This is a genomic window from Arthrobacter sp. OAP107, assembly GCF_040546765.1.
GTDB lineage: Bacteria > Actinomycetota > Actinomycetes > Actinomycetales > Micrococcaceae > Arthrobacter.
The window spans coordinates 439,993-457,967 of the sequence record NZ_JBEPOK010000001.1 but is presented as its reverse complement, the minus strand read 5'-3'; the positions used below and the strand labels follow the sequence as shown (position 1 = coordinate 457,967).

Annotated in this window: 19 protein-coding genes; 9 read left to right on the top strand and 10 right to left on the bottom strand. The window is 66.8% G+C overall.

Annotation, left to right across the window (positions count from 1 at the left end; genetic code table 11):
* Window positions 1-13 precede the first annotated feature (13 nt).
* From ABIE00_RS02055 to ABIE00_RS02035, 5 genes are all read right to left on the bottom strand, one after another.
* The gene (locus tag ABIE00_RS02055; RefSeq protein WP_354256104.1) at window positions 14-901 is read right to left on the bottom strand and encodes a carbohydrate ABC transporter permease; all 888 of its coding nucleotides are present in this window, start codon (window positions 899-901) and stop codon (window positions 14-16) included.
* A gap of 2 nt (window positions 902-903) precedes the next feature.
* Entirely contained in the window at window positions 904-1,842 is a 939-nt protein-coding gene (locus tag ABIE00_RS02050; RefSeq protein WP_502914265.1) for a carbohydrate ABC transporter permease, read from the bottom strand.
* A gap of 83 nt (window positions 1,843-1,925) precedes the next feature.
* Window positions 1,926-3,290 (bottom strand): extracellular solute-binding protein, encoded by a 1,365-nt coding sequence (locus ABIE00_RS02045; RefSeq protein ID WP_354256097.1) that lies wholly within the window; start codon window positions 3,288-3,290, stop codon window positions 1,926-1,928.
* Between the two features lie 198 nt (window positions 3,291-3,488).
* On the bottom strand, window positions 3,489-4,490 hold the full coding sequence (locus ABIE00_RS02040; RefSeq protein WP_354256094.1) for a LacI family DNA-binding transcriptional regulator: 1,002 nt from the start codon (window positions 4,488-4,490) through the stop codon (window positions 3,489-3,491).
* Window positions 4,491-4,532: 42 nt separating this feature from the next.
* Complete coding sequence (locus ABIE00_RS02035; protein WP_354256091.1) at window positions 4,533-5,741, bottom strand: hypothetical protein; 1,209 nt, start codon at window positions 5,739-5,741, stop codon at window positions 4,533-4,535.
* A gap of 119 nt (window positions 5,742-5,860) precedes the next feature.
* On the opposite strand from ABIE00_RS02035, the gene ABIE00_RS02030 reads away from it, so the two are divergent.
* A complete protein-coding gene (locus tag ABIE00_RS02030; RefSeq protein ID WP_354256088.1) occupies window positions 5,861-6,505 on the top strand; it encodes a 4a-hydroxytetrahydrobiopterin dehydratase in 645 nt (214 codons plus the stop codon).
* A gap of 79 nt (window positions 6,506-6,584) precedes the next feature.
* On the opposite strand, the gene ABIE00_RS02025 is transcribed toward ABIE00_RS02030, so the two are convergent.
* From ABIE00_RS02025 to ABIE00_RS02005, 5 genes are all read right to left on the bottom strand, one after another.
* Window positions 6,585-7,367: an alpha/beta fold hydrolase gene (locus tag ABIE00_RS02025; RefSeq protein ID WP_354256085.1), complete on the bottom strand. Its 783-nt coding sequence runs from the start codon at window positions 7,365-7,367 to the stop codon at window positions 6,585-6,587.
* A gap of 702 nt (window positions 7,368-8,069) precedes the next feature.
* Entirely contained in the window at window positions 8,070-8,474 is a 405-nt protein-coding gene (locus ABIE00_RS02020; protein WP_331570413.1) for a VOC family protein, read from the bottom strand.
* A gap of 47 nt (window positions 8,475-8,521) precedes the next feature.
* Window positions 8,522-8,779, bottom strand: a complete 258-nt coding sequence (locus ABIE00_RS02015; RefSeq protein WP_354256082.1) for a hypothetical protein — start codon at window positions 8,777-8,779, stop codon at window positions 8,522-8,524.
* A gap of 72 nt (window positions 8,780-8,851) precedes the next feature.
* Window positions 8,852-9,736, bottom strand: coding sequence for an aminoglycoside phosphotransferase family protein (locus tag ABIE00_RS02010; protein WP_354256079.1), 885 nt, complete (start codon window positions 9,734-9,736; stop codon window positions 8,852-8,854).
* 49 nt (window positions 9,737-9,785) lie between these two features.
* Window positions 9,786-10,583: an IclR family transcriptional regulator gene (locus ABIE00_RS02005; protein WP_354256077.1), complete on the bottom strand. Its 798-nt coding sequence runs from the start codon at window positions 10,581-10,583 to the stop codon at window positions 9,786-9,788.
* A gap of 120 nt (window positions 10,584-10,703) precedes the next feature.
* On the opposite strand from ABIE00_RS02005, the gene ABIE00_RS02000 reads away from it, so the two are divergent.
* The 8 genes from ABIE00_RS02000 (at window position 10,704) to ABIE00_RS01965 (ending at window position 17,975) form a co-directional block, all read left to right on the top strand.
* On the top strand, window positions 10,704-11,207 hold the full coding sequence (locus ABIE00_RS02000; protein ID WP_502914184.1) for a tripartite tricarboxylate transporter TctB family protein: 504 nt from the start codon (window positions 10,704-10,706) through the stop codon (window positions 11,205-11,207).
* A 2-nt stretch (window positions 11,208-11,209) separates the two neighbouring features.
* A complete protein-coding gene (locus tag ABIE00_RS01995) occupies window positions 11,210-12,712 on the top strand; it encodes a tripartite tricarboxylate transporter permease (protein ID WP_354256071.1) in 1,503 nt (500 codons plus the stop codon).
* A 94-nt stretch (window positions 12,713-12,806) separates the two neighbouring features.
* Window positions 12,807-13,799: a tripartite tricarboxylate transporter substrate binding protein gene (locus ABIE00_RS01990; protein WP_354256068.1), complete on the top strand. Its 993-nt coding sequence runs from the start codon at window positions 12,807-12,809 to the stop codon at window positions 13,797-13,799.
* Between the two features lie 65 nt (window positions 13,800-13,864).
* Window positions 13,865-14,491 carry an RraA family protein gene (locus ABIE00_RS01985; protein ID WP_354256065.1) on the top strand — a complete coding sequence of 209 codons (627 nt, stop codon included), beginning with the start codon at window positions 13,865-13,867 and terminating at the stop codon, window positions 14,489-14,491.
* Window positions 14,492-14,521: 30 nt separating this feature from the next.
* The gene (locus ABIE00_RS01980; RefSeq protein ID WP_354256062.1) at window positions 14,522-15,307 is read left to right on the top strand and encodes a DUF1932 domain-containing protein; all 786 of its coding nucleotides are present in this window, start codon (window positions 14,522-14,524) and stop codon (window positions 15,305-15,307) included.
* A gap of 77 nt (window positions 15,308-15,384) precedes the next feature.
* The gene (locus tag ABIE00_RS01975; protein ID WP_354256059.1) at window positions 15,385-16,719 is read left to right on the top strand and encodes a TRAP transporter large permease subunit; all 1,335 of its coding nucleotides are present in this window, start codon (window positions 15,385-15,387) and stop codon (window positions 16,717-16,719) included.
* A gap of 12 nt (window positions 16,720-16,731) precedes the next feature.
* Complete coding sequence (locus ABIE00_RS01970; RefSeq protein WP_354256056.1) at window positions 16,732-16,989, top strand: hypothetical protein; 258 nt, start codon at window positions 16,732-16,734, stop codon at window positions 16,987-16,989.
* Complete coding sequence (locus ABIE00_RS01965; RefSeq protein WP_354256053.1) at window positions 16,986-17,975, top strand: cyclase family protein; 990 nt, start codon at window positions 16,986-16,988, stop codon at window positions 17,973-17,975. The genes ABIE00_RS01970 and ABIE00_RS01965 overlap by 4 nt, the downstream gene beginning before the upstream one ends.

Below are 17,975 nucleotides of genomic sequence, written 5' to 3'. Positions count from 1 at the left end.
GCAAAGGTGCCGGTCAGGTGCCGGCGAGTCCCGTCGTCGCCACGCCCTTGATGATCTGGCGCTGGAAGAACAGGAAGACGAGGATGAGCGGCAGCGCCGCGAGCAGCCCTGAGGCCATGTTCTGTGCGTACTGGATGCCGTAGGCGCTCTTGATGGTCTGCAGGCCCACGGGCAGGGTCAGGATGGAGCCGTCGTTGGTGGCGATGAAGGGCCAGAGGAAGTTGTTCCAGGCGCTGATGAACACGAAGATCGCGACGGCCGCCAGAATGGGTCGTGAAAGCGGCAGGATGATCTGGGTGAAGATCCGCATCCGGCTGGCGCCGTCCATCACCGCAGCCTCCTCAAGTTCGCGCGGGATCTGGTCGAAGAACTTCTTGAGCACGAACACCATGGCGGGGTGGATGACCTGCGGCAGGATGACGGCCCACGACGTGTCGATCATGTGCAGCGCCACCATTTGGTAGAACAGCGGGATGATCAGCACCGGCGGCGGGATGATGATGGAGGCGATGATCACCGTCATCAGCACCCTCTTGCCGCGGAAGTCGATGCGGGACAGGGCGTAGGCCACCAGCGCGGAGATGGCCAACGTGATCACGGTGATGGCGGCGGACGTGTAGAGGGAGTTCCAGGTCCACAGCGGGATGTTGCCGTCCTGGAACACCTTGATGAACGCGTCGGCGGTAAAGCCCGACGGCGGGATCCAGCTTACTTTCGGCGCTGCGGCGTCTGTTTCGCTCTTAAAAGCGGTGACGGTTGCCCAGGCGAAGGGGATGAGCCAGAGGACGGCCAGGACGGCGGCAACGGCCAGGACGACGGCCCTGCCGGCCGTCAATTTCTTACGGGGCTGGCGGAATCTGGTGGCAGGCGGTGCGGGTCGGGTGAGGGTCTGGGTTGCCATGGTTATGCACTCCTGCGGCGAGTGATGAAGAACTGCATGGCCGAGACGGCCACTATCAGCCCGAAGAAGATGTAGGAGATGGCTGCGGAGTAGCCCAGCCGGTAGCCGGTGAACCCGGTTTCGAAGATGTACTGCACCACCGGCCGGGTGGAACCCGCGGGGCCGCCGGCGGTCATCTGGTACACCTGATCGAAGATCTTCAGCGAGGCCAGGATCTGCAGGAGCACGATCATCACGGTGGTGGGGGTGAGCTGCGGCAAGGTGATGGAGAAGAACTGCCGCCAGGATCCTGCGCCGTCCAGCGATGCAGCCTCGTAGTGCTGGGCGGGGATGTTCTGCATGGCGGCCAGGTAGAGCAGGAAGTTGAAGCCCACCGTCCACCAGAGGGTAGCGATGACGATGGCCCACATGGCCACGTTCGGGTCGTTCAGCCAGGCCACCTTGGGCAGTCCGATCTTCGCCAGGGAATCATTGATGAGGCCCAGTTGCGGGTTGTACATCCAGGAGAAGAACAGGGACACGACGGTGGAGGCGAGCAGGTAGGGGGCGAAGTAGGAGAGCCGCCATAGCCACTGGGCCGGCAGTCCGACGTTGACCAGTGCGGCCATGACGAGTGCCACGAGCACCAGGGGGACCGTGCTGATCACTGTGAAGTAGAGGGTGTTGCCGAGTGAATGCCACATGTCGGCGTCGGCCAGGGCTTCGCCGTAGTTGGCCAGGCCGATCAGGCTGTCATTGGCGCCGGTCAGGGACTTGCCGGTGAGGCTCATGTACAGGCCGTACACGAGCGGCCAGACGAGGAACACCAGGAAGAATGCCAGGAACGGGGCGGCAAAGCCCCAGCCGTTGCGGTTGTCCCGGGTCCGCCGGGGACTGGGCTGGGCCGGGTTGGGTGGGGCAGCGTTTCTGCGGGGCTGGTTTCGACGGGGCTGGCCGGACAGGGACCGCGCCGTCCGCTCCGCGCCTTGGGATGTTGCTAAGGAACTCAATGGGGACTCCTTCGTCGCTCAATGCTCTCGGATGCTCAGACCGGGTTGGGCCGGGAAAGAAGGGTGTTGGTGCGCCGGACAAAGGCGTCCCAGCCGTCGGCTGCCTTGTCGCGGCCGAGGAGTACGTTCTCCACGTTTTCCGCAAAGTAGGTCTGCCAGTCCGAACCCGAGCCGCTGAACCAGGCCTCGGGGTCGTAGGCGATGATGTCCGCGGCGTTGGCGTAATGGATCTGCGGCGTGAGGTCCCGGTACGCCTGCGACTTCACGATGGGCTGGTAGGCCGGAATGTGGCCGGCCTCGGCCCAGGACAGCGACCCCTTGAGGATGTCGCTGACGAACTTGTATACGTCGCGCCGCTTCTTGTCGTCGACGTTCAGCTGCCGCGGCAGGACGAAGGAATGCGAGTCGGCGTAGGACGCCGGGGTGCCGTAGAGCGTGGGGATGGTGGCGGCGTCGACGGGCAGCTCCGCCTTCTTGAAGGTGGGCAGTTCCCAGACGCCGCTGAACAGCATGCCCGAGCCGCCGCGGGCGAATTCAGCGATGCCTGTGCCGATGTCCCCGCTCTTTGCGGCGACGGTGTCGTCGAACAGCGAGGCCATGAATTCCAGGGATTCGACGGCGGCATCCCGGTCGGCCTTCATCGGCTGGCCCGGGGTCAGTTCCATGTCAGCCCCGTGCTGCTTGTAGAGCGTGTAGAACAAGCGCCACATCTGCGACCCGCTGCCGAGGTAGCCGAAGGACAGTCCGTGCGCCTGCGTCACCTTCTGCATCTCACGGGCCATGGCGAGGAAGTCCTGCGGGGAGCTCACTTCCTGCAGCTGGCCGCTGGCGCCCAGTACGCCTGCCTTGCCGGCGATGTCCGTGTTGTAGAACATGACGAAGGGGTGGGAATCCAGCGCGATGGAGAACACTTTGCCGTCGTGCTGGCTCTTCTCCCAGATCCTCGGCGCGAAGCTCTCGGCCGTCACGCCGTGCTCAGCCAGCAGGGACATGTCCCACGGGTCGATGAGTCCGCCCGGCGCGTAGCCGGGGACCCTGCTGGCGTGCATGATGGCCAGCTCCGGCGGCCGGCCGCCTGCCGATGCCATGGCGAGCTTCGTGTAGTACGGCGGGCCCCAGGCCAGGACGGTCGGATGGACTGTGAAGCCGGGGTTGGCCTGGTTCGCCGTGCTGATCATGGCCTGCATTTTGATGCCGTCGCCGCCGGACAGCAGATGCCAGAATGCAATGTCCCGCACGGCTGCCGCCGAGGCGGTTCCCCCGCAGCCCGTGAGGCCGGCCGCGGCAAACACGCCGCCCAAGGCTGCCGTCCCCGCGAGCAGTTGCCTGCGGGACACCTGCCTGCCGGCTACCTGTTTTCCGGGGAACTGCTTCCCGGCGAATAAATCAAACTGCTTCACCCGTCACTCCTTTGGATGGGTCCGCTGAAAGTAATCCTGATGGCACCGCGCCAGCCTCTCCCATTTGCTTCCTCCCGGGTCCGGTGAAGGCTGGCGTGTGACGCAGGCCTCACATTACATCGTTGTAAAAGCTAGTACAAGGGAAAATTGTTAGCGCCAACAATCTGATGCCGCAGTCTCGCTTAGCTGCAGTTTTCCCTACGAGGCGGTGCTGTCCCGCTCGACGATCCTGTAGTCCACCGTGACCACCCGCTGCCCGCCGGCCCGGTCGGCCATCCGCTCGGTGAGGAGCCGCAGCGCCTCGGTTGCCACCCGGCGCTTGTCGAAGGAAACGGTGGTGAGCGACGGCACGGCATATTGCCCGTCGGCGATGTCGTCGAAGCCGGCCACGGCGATGTCGTTGGGGACCCTGATTCCGCGCTTCCACAGCACGCTGAGCGCGCCGATGGCCATGGAGTCGGTGAAGCAGAACAGCGCGTCGGGGAGCGGGTGCGCGTCCAGGTGGGAGTCGAGCGCCTCCGCCGCCGTCTGGGGCGTCCATTTTTCGCAGGGGATCAGCAGCGAGTCATCGCGGTCAATGCCGAGTTCCTCCAGCGCGGCCTGGTAGCCGCGGGTGCGCAGGACTGCCGCTGCCGAGTGCCGTCCTTCGGCGGTTCCCAGCACGGCGATCCGGCGGCGGCCCGTCCGGCCCAGCGCGAGGGTCATGTCACGGGCGGCGGCAACGCTGTCCACCCACACCCGGTCCGCCAGCTGTTGGGACACCTCCCCCAGCATGACCACCGGCGGCAGGGAGACGCCCACTTTGACGGCAGACTCGTCCAGCACCACGGGGTTGAGGATCAGCCCATCGACGAGGTTGGACCGCGCCCGGGACATCAGTTCGTATTCGCGGCGGGGATCGGACCCGGTTTCCTCGATCTGGACGCTCCAGCCCTGTTCGTGGGCCACTTCCACCACGTGGTGCGCGATCTCGGCTGAGTAGGGCGTGGCCAGGTCCGGCAGCGCCAGGGCAATGACGCCCGACCTGCCGTTGCGCAGGCCGCGGGCGGAGAGGTTGGGCACATAGTCGAGTTCGAGGATGGCCTGTTCCACCTTGAGCCGGGTGGCTTCGCTGACCTGCACCACACGGTTCATCACGTTCGAGACGGTCTTAGGTGAAACCCCGGCACGGCGCGCGACGTCCTTGACCGTTGCGCGCACTGCTCCCCTTTCAACCACGGATGTGAACGATGTTACAGCCCGCTACCCCGCCTGGCTGGCGCCGGCGGCCAGCCCGGCCCTCCGGCGTCGGGCGTTCACCAGAATCCAAACAACGACGCCGACGACGGCGGCCACTACCCCGCCGGCAACTGCGGGGAGAGCGTTCCACGAGCCGGAGGATGGGCGGGCCGCGGCTTCACCCGCCCGGGTTGCAGCCGGCGCTGCGGACGCAGGCGGCGGTGCCGCCGTCGAACCTTGCGACGCCTCTGCCAGGGCTGCCGCGCTAAACCGGACCACCGAGCCACCGGCGGCGCCGGTTTCGGGGCTGATCACGATGACGGAACCGTCCGGGGCCACCGCGAGGTGACCGGGGCCGCCATCGGTGGGGAGGGAGCCCGACACGTCCGTGGCGTCCGGACGGATGACGGACAGCTTCTGGGTCAGCAGGCTCGTCACATACAGCGAGCCGTCCTGTGCGATGGCCACGTCCTGCGGTCCGCCCTCAACGAAGATCCGATCAGACACGGTGTCGGCACCGGGTTTGATGACGGCGATGTCGCTGGACCGGATGTTGGCTACATAAACGGTTCCGTCGGGGCCGGCGGTGATGCCGTGCGGCTCCTCCGAGGTTCCCGTGTCCGAGACCAGTTCTATGGACTTGGAGACGGTGTCCGCCCCGGCCGGGATCACGGAGACTGTACCGGCGGTCTGGTTGGTCACGAACGCGGTTCCGTCCTTGGTCACCGCTACCTCCGCCGGGCCCGCCCCGACTTTGACAGTCCGGTCCACGGCCGTCCCGTTCGGCGCAATGACGGAGACGGTGTTTCCCGCGGGGTTGGCGACATACACCGTGCCGTCGGGTCCGGCGGCGAGCGGGTGAAGCCCGGCCGACACAGGAATGGACCGGGCAATGCCTGTATCTCCTGCCGGGACAACGCCGACGACGTTCTGATTCGTGTCGTCCGCTGTGGCAACGTAGAGCGTGCCGTCCGGTCCGAGCGCGAGCCCCGTGGTCGGGTGACCTCCCGTGCTGATGGTGCGGGACGCTCTTGCTGCACCGGCGGGAACCACGAAGATACCGCCGCCCTGGCCGTAGTTGCCGAGGAAGGCCGTGCCGTCGGCGGCAATCGCCACCCGTACCGGGGTGCCTGCGACGTAGATTGCCTCGTCAGGCGCCGCTACGGCCGGCGCTGCGGCCAGGCCCATGATTGCGCCGAAAACGGCGGTGAATGTGGCCCAGCGGTACTTCATGAAATTTTCCCCCGACAGATTTCCGAATGATGCGCCAGCGTAAAACCAACCGGAAGAAGCCTACTAGTTGCCGGGACCGGCCCATTGACCGGCGGCTCGGGAGTCCGAATAGTGGGGGCATGGCAACCGCGATTTCCGATGCAGAGTTCTCATCCGCCGACGGCGTCGCGGAGTGGCGCGTGCTCTTCTGGGGCGCGACAACACTCTACGAAACAGGCGACTTCGCCACCGGCGCCAGGTTCGTTGACGCGATCGCAGAGGCCGCCGAAACCCTCGGCCACGCCCCGCTGGTGGACCTCAGGCCGGACACCGTCACCGTCCAGGTCATCACGCCGGGCGTGGGGCTGAGCGACCGTGACCTCGAGCTTGCGCGCAGCATCTCCGGAGTAGCCGCGCGGCTGGGCCTCAAACCGGACCCGTCGGCCGTGCAGCACGTCCAGCTCGCGTTCGATGCCGCCGACCGGCCAGCCGTCATGGAGTTCTGGCGGGCGGCTCTGGGCTACGTCGCCGTCGGGGACGAGGACCTGATTGAGCCCAACCTCATCGGCCCGCCCGCATGGTTCCAAGACAAGGAGTTCGTCCCGCCGCGCAACCGGATCCACATGGACGTCTCGGTCCCGCACGACCAGGCGCAGGCGCGCATCGACGCGGTCCTGGCCGCCGGCGGCCGCATCCTGGGCGACCGCTACGCTCCCGCCTGGGTGTCCCTCATCGACCCCGAGGGGAACGTGGTGGATATCTGCACGTGGCAGGGACGCGACTGATGTATCCGGAAATAGGCAGCTGGCCGAATCACATACGGAACGGACGACGGCGGGAAGTTCTGCCGTCGTCCTCCCTCGCCTAGGCGAGGAAGCGCTGAAGGAACGGGAGGGTCGCGAGCATGGACTGCAGGTCGCCGTCGCTGGCGGCGAGTTCACCGAGGTAGTCGCCGTGGCCGCCGGGCACGATCAGCAGCCGGGCACCGGGGATGGCCCGGGACATCCGCACGGCGTGGTCGGGACTCATCACGTCCTGGTCGGCACTAAGCACCAGGGTTGGCGCGGTGATCCTGCCGAGATCCTGTTCGGACCAGCCGGGGAAGCCGACGATGCGCTGCCGGTCCAGCTCGAAGAGCCGTTCGAGGTGCCCGGGTTCCGGATTGAGGCTGCGGTCGGCGTCCTGGTAGACAGCAGGCATGTTGTCCAGAGTGGCCATTTTCATGCCCTCCCAGAACTCGTCAGGCACGGCGTCGCGGCTGAAGAACGTGGAGGCGGCAACAAGGCGGCGTACCCTGTCCGGGTGCTGCATGGCCAGGGCGAGAGCGGTGTGGCCGCCGGCGCTGAAACCGAGCACGTCCACCGAGTCCAGCTGCAGCTGGTCGAGGACCGCCAGCACGTCGCCGGCGGAGTTTTCGGCGGTGACCGGCCGATCGATCGGCAGGGTGCGGCCGTGGCCTTCCTCGTCGACGGCGATCACCTGCCGTTCTGCTGCCAGGAGCGGGATGACGCTGGCGAAGTTCGTCTGGATGGTGGAGCCGCCGCCGGGGATGAGGAGCAGGGGCGTCTTGTCGGTGATCGCGCTGCCATGGACCTCGTAGTACATGCGCAGGTCGCCGTTGGCCGCGTATCCGTGGGTGAAAGTCACACGGCATCCTAACGCCGTGCGGTTGCAGGCGGATAGGGGTTCCCATCCGGCCCTCCGCCGGTTCCGAATGCTCTTCATCCACCACGTTCGCAGTGGCCGAGGTGAAGATGAATGGTGGATGAATGGTTGGGGAAACCGGGTCCGGCACAACGTCCCGATGGCTATCCTTGCCCAATGGTTCTCGATGCAAAGGGCTCGGGGGAAGCGCATCCGGAGTGGACCCTCATGTACCGGATGGGCCTGTCCCGGAAGAAAATCGCCGAACTGGCGCGGGTCAAGGTCTCTGCCGTCACGGCCCACGTAACGGCGGTCAAGGCAGCGGATCCAGTCCTGAAAACGGACCACCGGGCAGCAGCCGCAGCAGCGACCAGCCAAGCGGCGCCCGGCACCAAACGCATGTACCAGCTGCTCGCCGTAGTGGAGGCAACAGGCCGCTACCCCTCCCGCAACGCGGAGGACAAGGCGGAACGGGAACTCGCCCAATGGCTGCGCCGCCGTCGCCGTGATGCGGATGCCGGCATCCTGAACCCTGTGATTGCGGCAGGCCTGTCAGTGCTGCCTGATTGGCGGCGCAAGCCCCGCGAGGCCAGGGAAGACGAGAAATGGCGGGACCACCTGCAGCGGCTGGCCGCCTACCTGGCCGCGGGGAATCCGTGGCCCCGCACAACACCCGGTGTGACCGGGCCGGAAAAGGCCTCGCGGCTACGAAGCGGCCGAATCCAGGTGCGCGCTCTTGACCTCCGGAGCGGTTGCGCCCTGAAGGACCCAGCGGTTGCCGTCCGGGTCGCTGAGGAAGGCGAACTGCACCCCTCCCATGTCCTGGACCTCGCTGATGCCGGCGCCGCGGTCCAACAGCTCGGCGCGCACCGCGTCGATGTCGGGCACGACGAGCTGCAGCCCCTCCAGGCTCCCCGGTGCCATACCGGTCATGCCAGTGCCGATGACGATCGAGGCAGCGGAACCGGGCGGTGTCAGCTGCACCACCCTCATGCCGGGGATGTGCTCCACGTCGTGGTCCAGGACAAAGCCCAGCTTCTCCACGTAGAACGACTTCGCCGCGTCAACGTCGGCTACCGGCACTTGCACAACTTCGAGGCGCATCTCCATGCGCCCACCCTACCGCCGACCATCCTGCGGAGACGCATAGCTCAGGCTCAGCTGGAGGACGGGAGCGCCGGGGGCTTCGACTCGGAACGCCGCCTTGCCGCTTTGAGCCCGCGCTTCCGGGCCAGAACAGCCCGCCTTGGGACGTGGTTTTTGTGGTTCTGGCGCTCCTTCATGCGCAACGCCTTCCGTTGCTGCCTTACGGCCCGCCGCACATCCCGGTTGATCCTCGAGAGCAACAGCACCGGAACAATGAGCCAAAGCAGCGCCACGGCGAACACCAACATGATCGACACCAGCGGTTCCATGCCATAAGTGTAGGGTCGTTCCGGAGGAATAATAAGCAGCCTTACCAACTCGTTATAAGACGGCCGTGCAGGTCATCCCGCCAGGACCTGCCGGATGCCGAACTCCCCCACCGAAAACATCCGCGGATTGTCGTCGGAGTTGCTCAGCATGGCGGTGGACAGGACGAGAGCCCAGCCGCGGGCGCGCGCCCAGGTGTCCCGGTCCACTGCGCGACCAAAGGCGCCGATGAAGCGCTGCCGTGTGCCGGCGTCGAACATTAACCAGCCGACGGCGAGATCGACGGCGGGATCCCCTGCCCCGACGTCGCCGAAGTCAATCACGCCGGCCAGCGACCCGTCGGCCGCCAGCAGAATGTTGGCCGGATGCAGATCGCCGTGGAGCATCATCGCCGGACCGTCCCAGGCAGGAGCCGCGCAGGCTTGGGCCCATACCGCCCCCAGCTCCGCGGCCCGCGGGTAGCGCTGCCGGTCCCCGAGCCGTTCCAGCACCACCGAACTCCGGTCCAGCAGCGGCACCCCGCGGACGGGGTTCACCGGTACTTCTGCGTCGGCGGGGACGTGGAGCCCCGTGAGAAAGGCGGCCAGGCCGTCTGCGGCCGGCGCACGGTCCGCCGGTCCTGCGTCCACAGCAGGGACGCCGGGAACCCACCGGGCGATGCTCCACGGCCAGGGAAAGTCCGGCGTCGGCCGGCCGGCATGGACGGGCACGGGAACCGGAACCGGGGACCGGCTCGCGATGCCGGGAAGATACCGCTGCTCGTGCAGGATCAGCGGCACGGCCTCGTCCCGGCGGGGCAGCCGGACCGCCAGGCCGTCACCGAGCCGGAAGGTCGCGTTGTCCCAGCCGTTGGCCACCCGCACCAGCGGGCTGTCCACCAGGTCGGGTTGCTGGTCCCGGAGGAGGGCGCGGACGACGGCGGCACTCACCTCCACGGTGGCCGGCGGCATTCCTGCCATGCGACCCGCCTTCCTCTCAGCTTTGAGGCCTGCACTCCCATGGAGAGCCTCAGTAGACGGTTCCCTCCAGCAGTTCAGCGAGCCGGGCTGCAGCGCGGCGCAGTTCGGGCACGCCCGCCTTCAGCCCCTCCTCGGTGGCGGCTTCCACCGGGCTGGTCAGGGCAATGGATTCGCTGGGCAGCCCCGACCTCTTGATGGCCATCGCCACCGAGAGGACACCGGTGGCGCGCTCGTCGGCCGAGTATGCGAAATCGGTTCCAGGCTCGGGCAGGCGCTCTTTGAGCTCTGCCAGGCTGAACGTGGGCTTTTCGTGCCCGGCCGCCACCGCCCCCTGCACCACTTCCTGGAGATGCCCGTCCGGAGCGCCGGCCAGCAGGACCTTGCCGGCTGCGCCGACCGTCAGGGGAAGCCGCTTGCCCAGGGGCATGTCATACCTGAGCGGGGCATCACCGTCGACGCGGACCACCAGGATGCGCTCAAATCCCAAACGGGTGTACAGGGATGCGGTCATTCCCGTCTGCGCCGCCACCTGCTGGAGCACCGGGCGGGACGTGGTGACCAGGGGGTCATTCTCGATGTAGCTGCGTGCCGCGGGCAGCACTGCCGGGCCGATCCGGTAGGTCTTGTCGGTCTGGCTGACCATCCCGAAGTCCTGCAGCACCCGCAGGATGCGCAGCGTGGTGGGTAGGCTCATGCCGCAGTTCCGCGCCAGATCGCTAAGCCGCTGGGGGCGGTCCGCCCGCTGCAGTTCCGCGAACACCTCCATCGCCCGGGACAGCGAGCGCATGTTGGAGGGTTTGCCGCCGTCGTCCGCTGCAGTGCCGGACTGCGCATTGGTCACCGTCATTCTTTCATTCTATGTAAGTTTCGGCTCTTTCCACGCGCTTGACAGCGCCTGTGGGCCGTGTCACTATTTCTTCTGATGTAAGACACTTTCATTCTATGGAAGCAATTGGAAGGCATTTTGATGACAACGGAGTCGACCATGACCCAGTCCCCCGCCCGGGCGAGGCCGGCGCGCAGCGTGCTGGCCGGGATCGCCGCCTTCGGGGCACTGGGCGCCTACGTGCTCGTCAGCTCGGTGAGCCTCGGCCTCTGGACCTCTTTGGGTCCCGGCCCCGGGCTGTTCCCGTTCGCCATGGGCGCGGTGCTCGCCTCGATGTCAGTCCTGTGGCTGCTTCAGGAGCTAAAGCGCCCCAGCGCGGCAGGTGAGGGGGCCGACGGCGGACTGGTGCTCGCCGTCGTCGGAAGCCTTGTGCTGCTGGCGGCGCTGCTGGACCTGCTCGGCTTCCAGCTGGGCATGTTCCTCTTCCTGATGTACCACCTGAAGATCCGGGGAAAGCGGGGCTGGCTTTCCGCCCTGCTCACCGCCCTGGCTGGAAGCGTCGGAGCCTTCTACGCCTTCAACTACGGACTGAACGTGGCCCTGCCTGTCTCATCCATTCCCGTCCTGAACCTGATCGGACTCTAGACATGGACACCCTCAACGAACTGCTCGGCGGCTTTGCCACCGCCATGACCTGGCAGAACCTGATCTTCGCCTTCCTGGGCTGCCTGCTGGGCACCATCATCGGGGTCCTGCCCGGCGTCGGGCCCGTCGCCGGCGTGGCACTCCTTATCCCGCTCACCCTGAATCTGGACCCCGCCGGGTCCATCATCATGCTGTGTGCGATCTTCTATGGCACGCAGTACGGGGGCACCATCACCAGTGTCCTCCTCAACACTCCGGGTGAGGCATCCTCAGCGATCACCACCATCGACGGCTATGCGATGACCAAGATCGGCAGGGCGGGGGCGGCGCTGACCCTGGCCGCCGTCGGATCCTTCATCGGCGGAACCGTTGCCACCATCGGACTCGTCGCCGCGGCCAAACCCCTGGGCGAGCTCGGCCTGCTGGTCGGTCCGCCGGAGTTCTTCGCACTCATGGTGGTCGGCATTTCCCTGCTCGTGGCGCTGGCCGGAAAATCGATGGTCAAGGCCCTGATCTCCGGAGCCCTGGGCCTGCTGATCTCCATGGTCGGCATCGACCCCGTCGCCGGCGCCCCACGCTTCACGTTCGGCATGGACCGGCTCCTGGACGGCGTGAGCTTCGTGGCCGTCATCGTCGGCGTCTTCGGCCTCTCCGAGATCCTCTCCTACCGCAAAAACGCCGAGACTCCCTTGGTGCACGCACCCGGTTTCCGCTCACTGTTCCCCTCACGGACCGAATGGCGCCGCAGCGCACCGGCCATGGCCCGCGGCACGGGTGTCGGCTTCGGGCTCGGCCTGATCCCGGGCATGACCGGATCGGTGTCATCTCTTCTGTCCTACGCCTCGGAAAAGAAATTCTCACACTTCCGCCACGAACTCGGCAGGGGCGCCGTCGAAGGCGTTGCCGGTCCCGAAACGGCCAACAACGCCCACGCCAACGCTGCCCTCATCCCGCTGTTCACCCTCGGCATCCCCGCGTCGCCCACCATCGCAGTCCTCATGGGTGCCTTCCTCCAGCAGGGCCTGACTCCGGGCCCCAGCCTGTTCACTGAACACTCCGAGATCGCCTGGGCCATCATCGCCAGCCTCTTCATCGGCAATGTCCTGCTGCTCTTGCTGAACGTTCCCCTGGTAGGGCTCTGGACCTCGATCCTTCGGGTCCCCACTCCCATCCTGACCGCCCTGATCCTGCTGTTCATGGTCATCGGCGCGTACACCATCAACTTCAGCGTCTTCGACGTCTTCGTCATGATCGGCTTCGGCCTCCTCGGCCTGGCCCTGAGGAACCTGGATATCCCGCTGGCGCCGATGGTCCTCACACTGGTGCTGGGTCCCCTGATGGAACGGTCCCTGCGCGAATCACTGGAAATCTCCCAGGGCGACTTCAGCGTTTTCCTCAACCGCCCCATATCCGCAGTGCTCATCGCGCTGGGCGTGCTGATCATCTGCAGCCCGCTCCTGAAGTTCCGCAAGCCCAAGGCCCTCACAGAGGACCCCGAAGCCTGAGGTCCCCTTCATCCGTCCCATTACCTATCCACCCTGCAGTCCGAACATCTCTCTTCAAAGGAGAAGACCCTTGTCACCCAGGAACCAGTCACGAATGAAAATCTCCGCAGCCGTCGCTGCAGTTGCCCTGCTCGCCCTCACCGGGTGTGGCGCCAGCGCCGGTGCAAGCTCTGCCACCGGCGATGACTTCCCCAAGAAGGGCAAGTCCATCGACCTCGTCGTTGCGTTTGCTTCGGGCGGCGCCGTGGACACCGCAGCCCGCCTGGTCCAGCCGGTCCTGGAGAAGGAACTCGGCACCAACGTCGAGGTCATCAACAAGCCCGGCGCCGGCGGCCAGATCGGCTACACGGCACTGACCAGCGCCAAGCCTGACGGCTACACCATCGGCGCCACCGGCTCCCCGTCCGTCGTCGTATCCCCGCTGGACCCCAGCCGCGGCGCGAAATACACCCGCAGCAGCTTCCAGCCGCTGGGCCGCCAGGTCATTGATCCGGCCGTCATCGCCGTCCAGCCGGACAACCCGTACAAGACGCTGAAGGAACTGCTGGACGCCGTCAAGGCCAACCCCAAGTCCCTCACGGCGAGCACCACCGGCCTGCAGACCGGCGAGCACTTCGCGCTGGCCCAGATCCAGGAAACCACCGGTGCCGAGTTCGCACCGGTTCACTTTTCCGAAGGTGCCTCGCAGGCCACCACAGCATTCCTCGGCAAGCATGTCGACGTCCTGGTGGCCAACGTCAGCGATGTCACCGATTTGACCAAGCAGAACAAGGCGCGCGTCCTGGGCATCATGACCGCTGAGCGCTCCCCGTCGCTGCCGGACGTCCCCACGTTCAAGGAAAGCGGCTACGACGTCGAAGCCGGCACCGCCCGCGGCTACTCCGCCCCCGCCGGCCTTCCGGACGCCGTCGCCAAGAAGCTTGAGGCTGCCCTGCAGAAGGCCATTGAGGACCCCGAGGTCGTCAAGAAGATGAACGACCTCGGCCTGCAGACCAGCTACCTCTCCGGCAAGGACTACGAGACGTTCTGGGCAGGCCAGGAAGCGGACTTCAAGAAGGTCCTGCCCCTGGTCCAAAAGAAGGACTAGCCCGCCCGCGTTCGGCTCAGACTGCCCGTCCCAGCTCAAACCAACACACAAGGGAAGACACCGCCATGACAACCCCCGCCCTTCAGGACATCTCCTTCACCCGCCCGGACCAGGAACTCATCGACCGGCTGGCCAAGCTGCCCGCTGCGAACATCGGAGACGCGGTGGACCGGCTCGGTGTGGCGGATTCCGCGATCCAGGCGGTCTGGCCGGGAGCGAAAATCGCCGGACCCGCCTTCACCGTTTGGACCCGCCCGGGGGACAACCAAGGCATCCACGAAGCGTTGAAGCTGGCGCAGCCGGGGGACGTCATCGTTGTTGCGGGCGGCGGCGACGAGTCCCGTGCCCTCCTCGGTGAGCTGATCGGCGAGCGCGCCATCAGCCTCGGCATCGCAGGCTTTGCCCTGGACGGCGCGGCACGCGATGCCGAGGCCCTCGGCGAGATCGGCATGCCGGTCTTCGCCCGGGCGGTCACGCCGGCGGGCCCGTACAAGAACGGGCCGCACCGGCTCGGCGGTCCCGTTGCCTTCGGCGGCGTCCCCGTCCTGCCCGGCGACATCATCATCGGTGACTCCGACGGCATCGTGGTCATCCCCAGCGAGCAGGCCGCAGCCGTGGCAGAAGCCGCCGAGGCGGTTTTTGCCGACGAAACCAACCGCCGGGCGTCGATCATTGCCGCCCGCGGCCAGTAACGGACACCCAGTAAGTAAGGAACAAGTCTCATGACAAAGTGCACCATCATCGGCCTGGGTGAAGCGGGCGCGGCCTACGCCTCCGCGCTGGCAGCGGCCGGCCACCAGGTCACCGGCTTTGACCCCGTGGCCCCGAACACCCCGGCCGGAACAACACGGGCGGCCACGGCCGCTGAAGCCTGCCAGGGCGCGGACATCGTGCTGGTGCTCACCGGTGCGGCCGCTGCCCGCAGCGTGGCCAGGGACTGCCTGCCGGTGCTCCCCGCCGGCAGCACCTACGCGGACTTCACGTCATCGTCCCCCACGGTGATGGCGGAACTGGGCCGGCAGGCCGGCCAGGTCGAGTTCGCCGACGTCGCGATCCTTGGGCCCGTCGCCGCCCTGGGCGCCAAAACACCGCTCATGGTCAGCGGCCCGGGATCCGCCGCGGTGGTGCAGCTGCTGGCGCCGCTGGGCGTCGACGTCGAAATCGCCGACGGCGGGCCGGGGGCCGCGATGTCGCACAAGCTGCTGCGCAGCATCCTGATGAAGGGCTTGGCATCGGTGGTTGTTGAGGCCGTAACCGCCGGCCGGGCCGCAGGGCTTGAAAGCTGGATCCGGGAACAGATTTCCCGGCAGCTGGCGGGCGACGGCCAGGCCGTAATCGACCGGTTCCTGGCGGGAACGTCCAAGCACGCCGTGCGCCGGTCCCGGGAAATGCAGGACACCGCAAATTACCTTGCCGACCTCGGCGTCCCCGCGGAAATGACGGAAGCCTCAGCGGCCGCCCTGACCCGGATTGCGGCAGCACCGGCACAGGAGGCGGCCCTGCGCTGAGCGCATGAGGCAGAATCAATGAACACGGAGTCAACGATGAACCCGAAAGCATACGAACACGCCGAAGGAGCCGCCCGATGACCGGCATCTGGGCACTGGGAGCCTATCTGGCCGTCATCCTGCTGTGGACGACGGTCATCAAGCGGAGCGTCGGCGAGGCCATGCTCCTCGGGTTCCTCGTTGTCCTTCCGTTTACCGGAGCCGCCGCCCAGACCGGCTGGGACGCCTTCTACGAAGCCATCACCGATGAGATCGTCTATGCCACCATGGCCTTCGTCTTCATGGGGTACCTGCTGGAGCGGACCGGGGTGCTGGAGCGGCTCATCGACCTGCTGAACTCACTGATCGGCGGGGTCAAGGGCGGGCCGGCCTGGGTCTCCACGGTCGCGTCGGCCGGCCTGGGCGGCGTGGTCCACAACCAGGCCGCGATCGCCGCGACCGTGGGATCGGTGACCATCCCGTGGATGGAAAAGTCCCGGCTCGACAAGCCCTCCGCGGCAACGCTCGTGGCAGGCAACGCAGGCATGGGGATCACCTTCCCGTTCAGCGCCTCGATGTTCGTCCTGGTGGGATCCTCCACCGTCGGGCCGCTGCTGAAGGTCAACGACCTCGTCCTTCCCCTGCTGCTCGGCGGACTCTGGTGTTTCCTGCACCGCCTGATCGTCACGTACGTGCTGATCCGCAGGAGTGACATGGCACCCGTCGATGCGGCGCACCGGGCGCCCGTCCGCCGGGCGTTCGCCCAGGGCTGGGCCACCATGATCCTGTTCGTCGTGGTGGCCGTCCCGCTGATCCTCACCTCCGGTGCAATCGCCGAAGCCCTTTCCGGCTGGACGGGCTCGGACGTAGCCAAGTCCGTCAGCGTCATCGTCTGGATCCCCGTGGTCCTGATCATCACGGGCCTCATCCTGGGACGGAAACGGCTGCCGCGGGGCAGGAAAGCCTACTGGAACTTCCTGCAGCAGTCCGCACCCCGCTTCGGCGTCGTGGGCGTCACGGTGGTTTTCGCCTTCGCCGGCGCCAACGCCCTGGCCGCCACCGGCCTGCCCAAGCAGATGACGGCGCTGCTGAACCAGTTCAACCTTCCGCTGTGGCTGCTGGCCATCCTGATCGGACTGATTGTCATCGCCGTGGCCGCACCGCTGTCCGCGACGGCGACCATGGCCGCCGTCGGAACCGTGGGGGTGGCAACGCTGGTGGCCGCCGGCGTTCCGGCAACCACCGCGGCAGTCGCTGTGCTGGTCTTTTCCTCCTGCGAGGCAGCCGTGCCGCCCGGCGGCGCTCCGCTGTACGTCGCGTGCGGCATCGCGGACGTAGACCCGTATAAAACGTTTGCCCGCCTGTTCGTCCTCTACGCCCTGCCGCTGCTGGCCATCGGCGTGCTGATCGCCGTCGGCGTCCTGCCGATCTAAGGAAGCGTGGAAATGCAGAAGTTACGACACACCATCAACGCCATCTTCGTAGTCAGCCTGGCGGTACTCCTCATCGCCGGAATAGTTTTCGTGGCCGGGCAGGCCCTCGCCCTGGTCACGGGGCAGGGTGACTGGCTGGCTGTCCTCAACGAGGCCGTCAAGGGCCCGGCGTGCATCGCCGCGTCCGTCTGTGCCATCGCCGGATTCCTGCTCAGCTACAAGGCGCCCGCACAACAGAACAGCCCGCAGCAGGAAGCCCGAACACCATGACATCCACGGAATCCGGCACAACCTACCCCTCCTACGAGGCACTCCTGGAACGGGAAGGGCAGCTTTCCGGCACGTCCTGGGGCCTGTTTCCCGACCCCGGGCGCGGCACCCCGTCCTTCATCGGGCCCGGTTCCGTCCGGGACGCTGCCGGCTGCGTCAGGACCGGCACCGTCTTCGGCCTCGACTACCCCGCCGACGCCTTCGACCCCGGGATGTCCCTGAAACGGCGGGCTCCCCGGCACACGATCTACTCGGCACACCCCGCCCACCGGGACGACTACCTCGACGGGTACTACCTGCAGGGCTCCAGCCAGATCGACGGCCTTCGGCACCGCAGGGCGGACGACGTGGGCTTCTACAACGGCACGCCCGACGACGATGTCCGGGAAGGAACAGCGGCCCTCGGCATCCAGGCGTGGGCGGAGCAGCCCATCGTCGGCCGGGGTGTGCTGGTGGACGTCGATGGATATTGCCGTGAGCAGGGCACGCCCATCGACCATGCGGCCGGGCAGCCCCTTGGCCTGAACCTGGTCCAGGCCGCTGCCGAGGCCCAGTCTCTGGCTCTCCGGCCCGGGGACATCCTCATGATCCACACAGGCTGGTGCGAGTGGTTTCTGGCTCTCCCGTCCGGGGAAAAGGAGAGCCAGCGCGACAGCCGCCGGGCCAGCGGCATCGAACAATCGGCCGAGTTCGTCGCCTGGGCGTGGGACAGCCAGCTCGCCGTTATAGCAGCGGACAACTTCGCCGTCGAATGCCTGCCGCCCGTCCCTTCCAGCCCCTACCGGCCTATGGCGCCCAATGACCACGGCATGATGCACCAGCAGCTCCTCGCCAAACTCGGCCTCCCCCTGGGCGAACTCTGGCAGCTCGGCCCGCTCAGCCGGCACATGAAGGCCACCGGCAGCTGGGACGCACTTGTCACCATTAAGCCGCTGAACATCACTGGAGCAACGGGGTCACCGGCGAACGCCACGGCGGTGACGTAA

Coding starts and splice junctions, on each gene's coding strand:
- ABIE00_RS02055 (WP_354256104.1), bottom strand. CDS start 901: ATGGCAACCCAGACCCTCACCCGACCCGCACCGCCTGCCACCAGATTC.
- ABIE00_RS01995 (WP_354256071.1), top strand. CDS start 11,210: ATGGACACCCTCAACGAACTGCTCGGCGGCTTTGCCACCGCCATGACC.
- ABIE00_RS01975 (WP_354256059.1), top strand. CDS start 15,385: ATGACCGGCATCTGGGCACTGGGAGCCTATCTGGCCGTCATCCTGCTG.
- ABIE00_RS01985 (WP_354256065.1), top strand. CDS start 13,865: ATGACAACCCCCGCCCTTCAGGACATCTCCTTCACCCGCCCGGACCAG.
- ABIE00_RS02005 (WP_354256077.1), bottom strand. CDS start 10,583: ATGACGGTGACCAATGCGCAGTCCGGCACTGCAGCGGACGACGGCGGC.
- ABIE00_RS01990 (WP_354256068.1), top strand. CDS start 12,807: ATGAAAATCTCCGCAGCCGTCGCTGCAGTTGCCCTGCTCGCCCTCACC.
- ABIE00_RS01980 (WP_354256062.1), top strand. CDS start 14,522: ATGACAAAGTGCACCATCATCGGCCTGGGTGAAGCGGGCGCGGCCTAC.
- ABIE00_RS01965 (WP_354256053.1), top strand. CDS start 16,986: ATGACATCCACGGAATCCGGCACAACCTACCCCTCCTACGAGGCACTC.
- ABIE00_RS02020 (WP_331570413.1), bottom strand. CDS start 8,474: ATGGAGATGCGCCTCGAAGTTGTGCAAGTGCCGGTAGCCGACGTTGAC.
- ABIE00_RS02000 (WP_502914184.1), top strand. CDS start 10,704: ATGACAACGGAGTCGACCATGACCCAGTCCCCCGCCCGGGCGAGGCCG.
- ABIE00_RS02030 (WP_354256088.1), top strand. CDS start 5,861: ATGGCAACCGCGATTTCCGATGCAGAGTTCTCATCCGCCGACGGCGTC.
- ABIE00_RS02035 (WP_354256091.1), bottom strand. CDS start 5,741: ATGAAGTACCGCTGGGCCACATTCACCGCCGTTTTCGGCGCAATCATG.
- ABIE00_RS02010 (WP_354256079.1), bottom strand. CDS start 9,736: ATGGCAGGAATGCCGCCGGCCACCGTGGAGGTGAGTGCCGCCGTCGTC.
- ABIE00_RS02015 (WP_354256082.1), bottom strand. CDS start 8,779: ATGGAACCGCTGGTGTCGATCATGTTGGTGTTCGCCGTGGCGCTGCTT.
- ABIE00_RS01970 (WP_354256056.1), top strand. CDS start 16,732: ATGCAGAAGTTACGACACACCATCAACGCCATCTTCGTAGTCAGCCTG.